Genomic DNA, 9,499 nt, shown 5'->3' with positions numbered 1-9,499 from the left:
AAACAACGACAATAAAGCAAGCCTGACCCCACTAAAAAGAGGAGATAAGGTAATGAAAAACAGAGCGTGGATTAATCTGGTAATGGTAATTCTTGTGGCAGGACTTTTTTTCACTGTTTCATGTGCGAAGAAAACGGTTGTGTCTGATCCAACAACTATAGAGGATCAGGCCAAAGCCGAAGCAGATGCCAAGGCTAAAGCCCAGGCAGAGGCTGAGCGTATTGCACAGCAAAATCTTGAAGATCAGATGGCCAATGAAAAAGCGCTTAAGGAAGCCAAAGTCATGGCTGCAAAGAAACGGTTTGAGAATCAGGATATTCATTTTGAATATGACAGCTCAGAGTTAAGTTCCATGGCAAAAATGGTGTTAAAAGAAAAGGCAGCCTGGCTAAAAACAAATTATTCAGCAGTCGTAACCATTGAAGGGCATTGTGATGAGCGCGGTACAACCGAATATAACCTTGCCTTGGGTGAACGTCGTGCAAGCACTGCCAGGAGCTATTTGATTAACCTTGGTATTGCAGCTTCCCGTTTGAACACCATCAGCTATGGTGAAGAACAACCCAAAGATTCAGGTAAAACAGAAAGTGCCTATAGAGACAACAGGCGTGATCATTTTGCAATTGATTAATCAATCTGGAATAAAAGGAACTTAATTCAGGCGTAATACTTTGGTCTTTGGAGTGTTGCGCCTGAGCCATTAATATTTTTTGATTGTTGGAGTTTGGTTATGAGAATAAGGAATCTTTTTTATATTGTGATTGCCTTGCTTTTTTTTTCCGGTTGCGTAGAGCCCCGGCAATTCGTTGTCCTTGAAAACAGGGTGGCAGCCATAGAAATGGAAAACAACAGGCAGCTTTCCAGGCAAAAGGAAAAATTAAAAGCATCTGCCGTTCAAAACGATCGGAATCAGTTAAAGATTAAGGAATATCTTGAGAATTTAGAGCAAAGGTTAAATAAAGGCCACAGCATTGGCCAGGAAGAATATGCAGAATTAAAATACGATATCCAGACCATCAAAGAAGATCTCCGGCGTGTTAAGGGTTCGATAGAAGAGATTAATCATAGCGTTGAAGCGTACAGCCAAAAAGATAAAAAAGAAATTGAGAAGAGACTTGAAAGACTTGATCATGCTATCTCAAAGAATTATGAAAAAGTGATCAAGCTTGAAAAATATATGGGGTTTGAGCCATCAACAGCCGGAGAGCTTGATAAAAAAGCTGTATCATCAGAAGAGCCAAATAAGGATGGTGAGCAGAAATTATATGATTTTGCCAAGAAACTGTTTGATGATGGGGATAAGGGAAACGCCCGCATACAGTTTGAAAATTTTATAAATAAATATCCGGGGTCTGAAAATGCGGACAATGCCAGATTTTGGATTGCGGACAGTTATTATTCGGAAAAATGGTTTGAAAAAGCTATTCTGGAGTACCAGAAAGTCCTGGAAGAGTATCCGGACAGTAATAAATTAGCTGCAGCAAGGCTAAAACAAGGGTATGCATTTGCTGAGCTGGGCGAAAAAGCCAATGCAAGACTTATCCTGAAGGAGTTGTTAAAAAAACATCCTGACTCAAATGAAGCGGAATATGCCCAAAAGAAATTAAAAACCTTAAAGTGATTTAATAAATTTCTATGGTAAAGGTAGTCGGTATTGACCCGGGGTTGGCCGGCACCGGTATTGGTGTCGTAGAGGGAAGCAGGAATGAAATCCTTGGGTATTCATTTGGAAGCATATCCACTGATGCAAAGGATCCGATTCATTTCAGACTTCACACTATTTATTCAAAAATCTTAGATTTCCTTTGTGAACAACAGCCTGACTATGTGGTGATTGAGGACATATACTCACTTGAAAAATACCCTGGATCAGGTATTATGCTGGGTAAAGTTTCAGGCGTTCTTCTTGTGGCAGCGTATAAAGCAGGGCTTGATGTGGAAGAAATTCCTGTAAGGGAAGTAAAAAAAATTGTTTCAGGAAATGGGAGTGCAGACAAGTACCAGATGGAAAGGGCTGTTCGAAATATATTAAAGCATGGTGAGCCGATCCGTCCCTTTCATGCATCAGATGCACTGGGACTTGCTTTAACAGGATATTACAGGTACAAAAGAAGACTATGATCGGATACCTTGAAGGAACCATTCTCCATTTTGAATCTGACGGCATCTTACTGCTTGTCGATAACATTGGATATGAGGTGTTATTGAATCCTCAAATGGTTGAAAAAGTAATGTCTCAGGGTTTAAATGAAAACCCTATTTCTTTATATATTTATTATCATCAGACAGAGAGACAGCCCAAACCTGTACTCATCGGTTTTGATACACTTGAGGACAAAGAGTTTTTTCAAACGTTTATTACAGTGGATGCCATAGGTCCTATGAAAGCTGTGAAAGCGATGACCCGTCCGGTTGGTGAGATGGCAAGGGCCATAGAAAAAAAAGATGTTTCGTTTTTAACAGGACTCAGTGGGATTGGTAAAAGAACTGCTGAAAAAATTATTGCAACTCTTCATGGGAAAGTAGAAAAATTCATAGCTGTGACCGATGATAAAAAAGAATCTAATCAAGACAAAGTTTCCATTGAGATGCACAATATCACCCAACAGGTTGCGGACGTTCTTGTAGAGCAATTGGGGCATTCCCAAACGTCTGCAAAAAGGATGATCAAGGAAGCCTTTGAAAGAAATACCACGATGTCAACCCCGGAAGAACTTTTTGATGAAATCTTTCAGGAGAAAAGATAAAACATGAGTGATGATATCATTTCCTATTCTTCTGATAAAAAGGGTATTGTTACATCAAATCATACATCCGATGATATCTCCTCTGATATTGTATCTTTAAGACCCACAAGCTTTAAAGACTATATCGGGCAGAATGATACGGTTGAAACCTTGAAAATTGCCATACAGGCAGCCAAAATGAGGAATGAACCCTTAGAACACATACTGTTTCATGGACCTCCTGGTTTGGGCAAAACAACAGTCTCCCATATTATTGCCAGTGAAATGGGCAAAGATTTAACCGTCACTTCAGGACCCACCCTGGAGAAGGGGGGAGATCTCATCGGAATATTAACCAATCTTGGTGAGGGGGATATCCTTTTCATAGATGAAATCCATCGGATTCCAAAGGTTGTTGAGGAATTTTTATACCCTGCCATGGAAGATTTTGCCGTGGATTTTATATTTGATAAAGGTATTCACGCAAGGAGTCATCGATACCGGCTAAAGCAGTTTGTTCTTATTGGGGCAACTACCAGGGTCGGTCTTTTATCCTCCCCGTTAAGGGACCGGTTCGGTATTTTCCGCACCCTTGATTTTTATTCAGTGGAACAATTGATTGTTATCGTCAAGCGGTCTGCTGCTATTTTAAACACGGCCATTTCTGAAAATGGTGCCGTAGAACTTGCTGAACGGTCCAGAGGGACCCCTAGAATTACAAATAGATTATTGAAAAGAGTCCGGGATTATTCACAGGTAAAATCACACGGGAAAGTGACCCGGGAGAGTGTGCAGGCAGCTCTTGAACTCGAAGGAATTGATGTGCTGGGACTCACATCACTTGACAGGAATTATCTAAAAACGATAATAGATTTTTATAAGGGGGGGCCTGTGGGGATTGAAGCAATAGCGGCAACATTGCAGGAAGAAACCGATACACTTGTGGATGTTGTCGAACCATTTTTATTAAAAATCGGCTTGGTCCTTCGAACGTCCAGTGGCAGAAAAGCATCACAAAAAGCATATCAACATTTTAAGCTTAAACCATAACAACGAAGCGCCCCCAATGAGGTATAATTATTAATTTAGATGGAAAAGAAATTATTTTTAAATAGACCGAATCTGTTATTATTGATCGTGGCGATACAATTTTTTTTACCATTCAATTCTATCGTTTTTGCGGTTGACTATACATTTCCTTCCTCTATTATTAAATTACCTGATAATGAGAATGCAATTTTGGTTGAGAAAAAAAGTCAAACCCTGTTTCTTTATACTTCCGGGGCCAACGACCTGTCTGTTCAGTTTCAAGTCCCTTGCTCAACAGGCGAGGCGTTTGGTATCAAACAAAAGGCAGGAGATAAGAAAACACCCGAAGGCATTTATTTTTTGAAAGATGAATATGAAGATAAATATTTGTCCCCGATATATGGAGAAAAAGCATTCCCCACAGATTACCCCAATTTTATTGATAAAAGAGCAGGAAAAAACGGGTCGGCTATCTGGATACATGGTACAAACAAAGAGCTAAAACCCATGGATTCAAATGGATGCATTGCATTGGAAAATTTTAATATCATAAAACTTTCAGACTATGTAACCCTTAATTCAACTCCTGTGATTATGGTTGATAAAATTGATAAGATTGATAGAGCAACGCTTATCAAGCAGGAAAAAAATATAATCCTCATGTTGACTCAATGGATGAAAGCCATTGAAAAAGGAAGTTATCATGATTATCTGTCATTTTATTCCTCTGAATACTTACCGGATATAAGTTGGTGGGAACAATGGCTTGAAATAAGAAAGCTGGCAGATAATCTTGGTTCAAGCCTGATGGTGAAAAGGGACAGGACAGGGATTTATTACCATAATCACATTTTTGTGGTTTTGTTTGATTATTTTCTGACCTTTGAAAATAATCAAACTTTGGTGGGGCAAAGAAAATTATTTCTGGAAAATCAAAACAGCAGCTATAAAATTATGGGTGACATCTTTCAAAAAATAAAGATTCCTTTGATTACTGCTGCAAAGATACTTGTAGAGCCTGCTTTGTAAAAAGAGTCTTTAAAACTGGTTAAAAAAGGTGGATTATGGAAGATATATCAAGAGAGCTGGAAAGAGAAATAGCCCGATCCAAACCAAAGCCCTACCAAAAGGATCGGAAGACAAGGATTCTTATTGTTGATGATTTCGGGGAGATGAAAGCCGGTGAGTATTTAAAAACTCTTATAACGATCCTGTCTATCATAAATGTTTTCTGTTTTGTGGCAGCCGTTTTTTTTTATTATCTATATACGGATTTATCCCGGGATGCCAATCCTGTTAAAAACAGGCTTGTTCTGGCTGAAAAAAAGGTCACTGAGCTGACCCGGGAAAAAGAAATATTAATGGCAAGACTTGTGATTTCGGGAAAAGAGCCGGGGATTGAATAATCAGGATGAAAAAGAGGAGATATAAAGTGGGAAAGGAAAACAGCAAAAATCTTTCAATCATTGACAGGGATCTGAAAATTGAAGGCTCGATATCAAGCAGGGGAAAATTGATTATCAAGGGTCAGGTAACCGGTACGATCGAAGGGGATGTGGTCATTATTGCAGAGGAAGGACGGGTGACTTCCAGTGTGACAAAGGTATCCAGCATTACCATTGCCGGCAAATTTCAGGGGGAAGTCGCTGCCTCCAAGGAGTTGATTATCCTTTCTACGGGGATATGTTCCGGAAAGGTTGAGTGCAACAAAAATCTTATCGTTGAAAATGGCGGTATCTTGAATGCGGAAGTGTCCTGTAAGACTCCTGTCAAGTTATCGCCGGTGAAAGATTTAAAAAAGGGAAAACAATAGAACTTTAAATTTTGCTTGACACAGACCTGAAAATTATATAAATATTGTCGATTGTGTTTATGAAAGAGGAGCAGTGAGAAAATTGAAAAAATATACATATAGTGCAAAAAGATCAGACAATAAAGAAAATTGGTGTGTTATTGATGCAAAAGATAAAATTCTTGGCAGACTTGCATCACAGGTGGCATATAGAATTCGTGGGAAAAACAACCCACTTTTTACGCCCCATGTTGATACCGGCGATTGGGTTGTTGTCATCAACGCAGATAAAATCCGTATGACCGGCAATAAACTGGAACAAAAAAGATATTACCGGCATTCAGGGTATATAGGCAGCATTAAATCCACTACAGCAAAAGAACTGCTGGAAAAAAAACCTGAGGAGCTTATTAAAAAGGCTGTTAAGGGGATGCTTCCTAAAAATCGACTCGGTAGAAAACTTGGCAAAAAATTATTTGTGTATACAGGTGATCAGCACCCCCATGCTGCTCAAAAACCTGAAGCTGTTGAAATTTAAGAAAAAAAGGACGCGATAATTATCAATGGAAAGTGGAAACGTATTTTACGCGACTGGTAAAAGAAAAGATTCTGTAGCCAAAGTATGGTTAACTCCCGGCAATGGTAAAATTGTGGTCAATAATAAAGACCTGAACGAATACTTTGAATTAAATGTAACAAGAGATTTGCTTTCAGCTCCCCTGGTTCTAACGGAAAAAAGCGATGTTTTTGATGTTAAAGTTACGGTAATGGGTGGTGGGAAAACCGGTCAAGCCGGTGCCATCCGCCTTGGTGTGTCCAAAGCGCTGGAACTTTCAGATCCTGATCTTCGAGGGGTATTGAAAAGTGCGGGATTCCTCACAAGAGATGCAAGGAAAAAAGAACGTAAAAAATATGGTAAAAAAGGCGCAAGAGCAAGCTTCCAGTTTTCAAAAAGATAGTCTTTTTTATACAATCGTAAAAATCATCAATCGAACCATTAGGGGCAAAGAGAATTCTTTGTCCCTTTTTGTGTTGGGAAATGAAAAAGAGAAATGAAGACCTTCTTGTTTTATGATATTGAAACCAGCGGTTTAAATCATGCATTTGATCAGATTTTAACTTTTGCCTGCATCCGAACCGATCTTGAGCTCAATGAAATTGACAGGCAAACGATCACTATTTGTTTACGAAAAGATATTGTTCCTTCACCAAACGCTTTTTTAACCCATGGTTTGACTTATGATGAATTAGAGCTTGGGATCAGTGAGTATAAAGCTGCACAAAAAATTCATAAAATACTGAATACGCCCGGTACCATAAGTCTGGGATATAATTCATTAGGATTTGACGATGAATTTTTAAGGTTCCTGTTTTATCGTAATCTTTTGGACCCTTATACGCATCAATACAGCAAAGGGTGCTCCAGGATGGATGTTCTGCCCGTCACTGTTATTTTTAAAGTGTTTCATCCAACTAGTTTGAAGTGGCCTCAAATTGATGGAAAACCAACGTTAAAATTGGATCTCATTGTTCGTGAAAATAATTTTGTAACATCGGGCAGAGCCCATGAAGCACTGAACGACGTTGAAGCTGTTATCGAACTTAGTAAAATATTGTTTCAACAAAAAGATATCTGGAAATATGCCCTTGATTTTTTTAATAAAACAAGAGACGAAGTCAGAATAAATAACATTGAAAAAGACATTAATATTCAAAATGCGCGATTTAGGACCTGTCTTATGGTATCGTCGTCTTTCGGGCCAAAAGCGAGTTATATGGCGCCCGTTGTCCATCTTGGTCAATCGCTGACGTATAAAAACCAAAGCCTGTGGTTACGACTTGATTCAGATGATATTTTAGGGCTGGATGCAGGTCTGGATATGAGTGATACTTTTGTGATAAGAAGACGATCAGGGGATGCCCTGATCGTCTTGCCCGCCCTTGAAAGATTCTGGGATAAGATGCCGGAGTCATCACAACAGTCTGCTAATGAAAATATGGCGAAAATTCGTCATCATTGGGAAAGATTTTTTGAATTCATCCAGTATCATAGCAATTATAAATATCCTTTTGTTCCCGATATGGACCCGGATGCAGCGCTTTATCAGGATGGTTTTTTTTCTAACCAGGAGAAAAAACAAAGCGATCTGTTTCATAAATCCCTGTATAATTTAAAATCGATCGAGTTAAGATCAGATCATCAAAAACAGGAATTTTTAAAAAAAATAAAAAGTCCAAGAATAAAAATTTTGGCAAGCCGTATTCTCGCACGAAATTTTGAGGATAAAACAGGGCAGACTAAAGAGGCAGAATATTATCTTTGCTTGAACAGGCTAAGGTCTTCTTTGAAAAAAGATCAGATCATCGGATACAAAAATGATATAAAATTTAATTGCAAACAAGGGTTGCAGGAGTTAAAAGAAACAGAACAGAAATTTTTAAATCCGAATCAGGATCAAAGGAAGATACTTAACTGGGTTAGAGATTATATAGAAAAGTTATAAACTCCGCGCACAAAAAAATATTCAGACAGTACCTGAACGAACAAATACTGCCTGAATGAAGTCGGCAGACCTTATTTTACAGCGTCTTTTAATGCTTTGCCCGGGACAAATTTTGGTACGGTTCTAGCAGGAATATTAATTTCTTTTCCTGTTTGGGGATTTCTTCCCTTTCTGGCTTTTCTATTAGCCGTCTTGAATGTTCCAAAGCCAACCAGCGTGACAGAGTCATTGTTAGAAAGAGCTTCTGTAATTGCTTTGATTGTGCAGTCAACTGCTGCTTGAGCTTCTTTCTTGCTGCTGAGTACTTCTGAAACCTTGTTGATTAAATCGCCTTTGTTCATTGTATCACTCCTTTTTTTAGGTTTTAGAAATTTCCAAATACTGAAATTTGTCATTAAAACATTTTTTTAAAATTAAATTCAATGGAATCACTGTTTAAACGTACGTTACGTCGTTGAGAAGTGCGTGTCAAGTGTTTATTCACATTTTTTTAATTAATTGCCAGGGTCGATAGATACCATTGGACTAATTGTTTCCCAAAGAAAATATATAGAATTACTCCTAATGATAGAAAAGGTCCAAAAGGAATCCTTAGTTTTGTGTCTGCTATTTTGGTGTAAACCATGATTAAAATTCCAAAGATGGTGCCGAATAATGAGCCTGCAAAAATAGTAAAAATAACACCTTTAATCCCTGTTGCTGCACCAATCATGGCCAGAAGTTTAATGTCACCGCCGCCCATTCCTTCTTGTTTTTTCAATAAATAATAGAAAAGAGCGACTGCATATAAACTGCCGCCACCGGCAAGAATGCCCAGCAGCGCATCTTTTATTGTCATTTCAGGTAAGAAGCAAAAAGAAGAAGCAAATATCAGAATACCCGGAAGAGATATGATATCGGGGATAATCTGATGGTCAATATCAATAAAGGAAATGGTGATCAAAACACTAATGAAAACAAACCAGTAAGCCATGGCAGGTGTTAACCCGAACTTATGAAATAGTAACAGAGCAAAGATACCGGTTAGCGCTTCTATTAAAAGATATCTTATGGATATCGGGTGCTTGCAGAATTTGCAGCGACCCATCAAAAAGACATAGCTTAAGATGGGAATATTATAGTAAAATGGAATATTTTTATTGCAATTGGGACAGAATGAACCCGGAGTAATAATGGAATTATTTTCAGGTATCCGGTAAATACAAACATTTAAGAAACTTCCGATACAGGCGCCAACTATAAAAACAAATAATCCAGGCACAGAAAAATAGTCTGACATAATCATTTTCACTTTTTTTAAGTTATGTTGCTTTCTTTTATCGGACGTTAAAAATATTTTTGCAAGGATATTGTAAAACAAAAAATATGTTTTATTGTAAAGGCACAAATTAAAACAGACGGGGTCAGGCTTGCGTTGTTGTCGTTATTGAGCTCAATAACGACAACAA

The 9,499-nt window shown here is 38.2% G+C and carries 13 protein-coding genes; 11 read left to right on the top strand and 2 right to left on the bottom strand.

What is annotated here, in order from left to right; all coding sequences use genetic code 11:
* The 11 genes from pal to QAI40_RS15490 form a co-directional block, all read left to right on the top strand.
* Positions 1 to 631 (top strand): peptidoglycan-associated lipoprotein Pal (gene pal, locus QAI40_RS15540; RefSeq protein ID WP_331521051.1); only part of this gene is annotated, 631 nt, incomplete at its 5' end.
* Positions 632 to 730: 99 nt separating this feature from the next.
* On the top strand, positions 731 to 1,621 hold the full coding sequence (gene ybgF, locus QAI40_RS15535) for a tol-pal system protein YbgF (protein ID WP_299983527.1): 891 nt from the start codon (positions 731 to 733) through the stop codon (positions 1,619 to 1,621).
* A gap of 14 nt (positions 1,622 to 1,635) precedes the next feature.
* A complete protein-coding gene (locus tag QAI40_RS15530; RefSeq protein ID WP_304511793.1) occupies positions 1,636 to 2,121 on the top strand; it encodes a crossover junction endodeoxyribonuclease RuvC in 486 nt (161 codons plus the stop codon).
* Complete coding sequence (gene ruvA, locus QAI40_RS15525; protein WP_299983531.1) at positions 2,118 to 2,747, top strand: Holliday junction branch migration protein RuvA; 630 nt, start codon at positions 2,118 to 2,120, stop codon at positions 2,745 to 2,747. The genes QAI40_RS15530 and ruvA overlap by 4 nt, the downstream gene beginning before the upstream one ends.
* Positions 2,748 to 2,750: 3 nt before the next feature.
* Positions 2,751 to 3,776: a Holliday junction branch migration DNA helicase RuvB gene (gene ruvB, locus QAI40_RS15520; protein ID WP_299983533.1), complete on the top strand. Its 1,026-nt coding sequence runs from the start codon at positions 2,751 to 2,753 to the stop codon at positions 3,774 to 3,776.
* A 189-nt stretch (positions 3,777 to 3,965) separates the two neighbouring features.
* Positions 3,966 to 4,784, top strand: a complete 819-nt coding sequence (locus tag QAI40_RS15515) for a L,D-transpeptidase family protein (protein WP_299983535.1) — start codon at positions 3,966 to 3,968, stop codon at positions 4,782 to 4,784.
* A 35-nt stretch (positions 4,785 to 4,819) separates the two neighbouring features.
* The gene (locus tag QAI40_RS15510; RefSeq protein ID WP_299983536.1) at positions 4,820 to 5,161 is read left to right on the top strand and encodes a hypothetical protein; all 342 of its coding nucleotides are present in this window, start codon (positions 4,820 to 4,822) and stop codon (positions 5,159 to 5,161) included.
* Between the two features lie 26 nt (positions 5,162 to 5,187).
* Positions 5,188 to 5,568 (top strand): bactofilin family protein, encoded by a 381-nt coding sequence (locus tag QAI40_RS15505; RefSeq protein WP_299983538.1) that lies wholly within the window; start codon positions 5,188 to 5,190, stop codon positions 5,566 to 5,568.
* An 82-nt stretch (positions 5,569 to 5,650) separates the two neighbouring features.
* Complete coding sequence (gene rplM, locus QAI40_RS15500) at positions 5,651 to 6,085, top strand: 50S ribosomal protein L13 (RefSeq protein WP_299983540.1); 435 nt, start codon at positions 5,651 to 5,653, stop codon at positions 6,083 to 6,085.
* A 25-nt stretch (positions 6,086 to 6,110) separates the two neighbouring features.
* The gene (gene rpsI / locus QAI40_RS15495; RefSeq protein ID WP_299983542.1) at positions 6,111 to 6,506 is read left to right on the top strand and encodes a 30S ribosomal protein S9; all 396 of its coding nucleotides are present in this window, start codon (positions 6,111 to 6,113) and stop codon (positions 6,504 to 6,506) included.
* 93 nt (positions 6,507 to 6,599) lie between these two features.
* Positions 6,600 to 8,051 carry an exodeoxyribonuclease I gene (locus tag QAI40_RS15490; protein ID WP_299983544.1) on the top strand — a complete coding sequence of 484 codons (1,452 nt, stop codon included), beginning with the start codon at positions 6,600 to 6,602 and terminating at the stop codon, positions 8,049 to 8,051.
* A gap of 71 nt (positions 8,052 to 8,122) precedes the next feature.
* Here QAI40_RS15490 and QAI40_RS15485 read toward each other — a convergent pair whose 3' ends face one another.
* On the bottom strand, positions 8,123 to 8,392 hold the full coding sequence (locus tag QAI40_RS15485) for an HU family DNA-binding protein (protein WP_299983545.1): 270 nt from the start codon (positions 8,390 to 8,392) through the stop codon (positions 8,123 to 8,125).
* 149 nt (positions 8,393 to 8,541) lie between these two features.
* Complete coding sequence (locus QAI40_RS15480; RefSeq protein WP_299983547.1) at positions 8,542 to 9,330, bottom strand: prepilin peptidase; 789 nt, start codon at positions 9,328 to 9,330, stop codon at positions 8,542 to 8,544.
* Positions 9,331 to 9,499: the final 169 nt, after the last annotated feature.

This window comes from Desulfobacula sp. (genome assembly GCF_030611305.1).
Classification (GTDB): domain Bacteria; phylum Desulfobacterota; class Desulfobacteria; order Desulfobacterales; family Desulfobacteraceae; genus Desulfobacula.
This window is presented reverse-complemented; position numbering and strand designations above follow the sequence as displayed.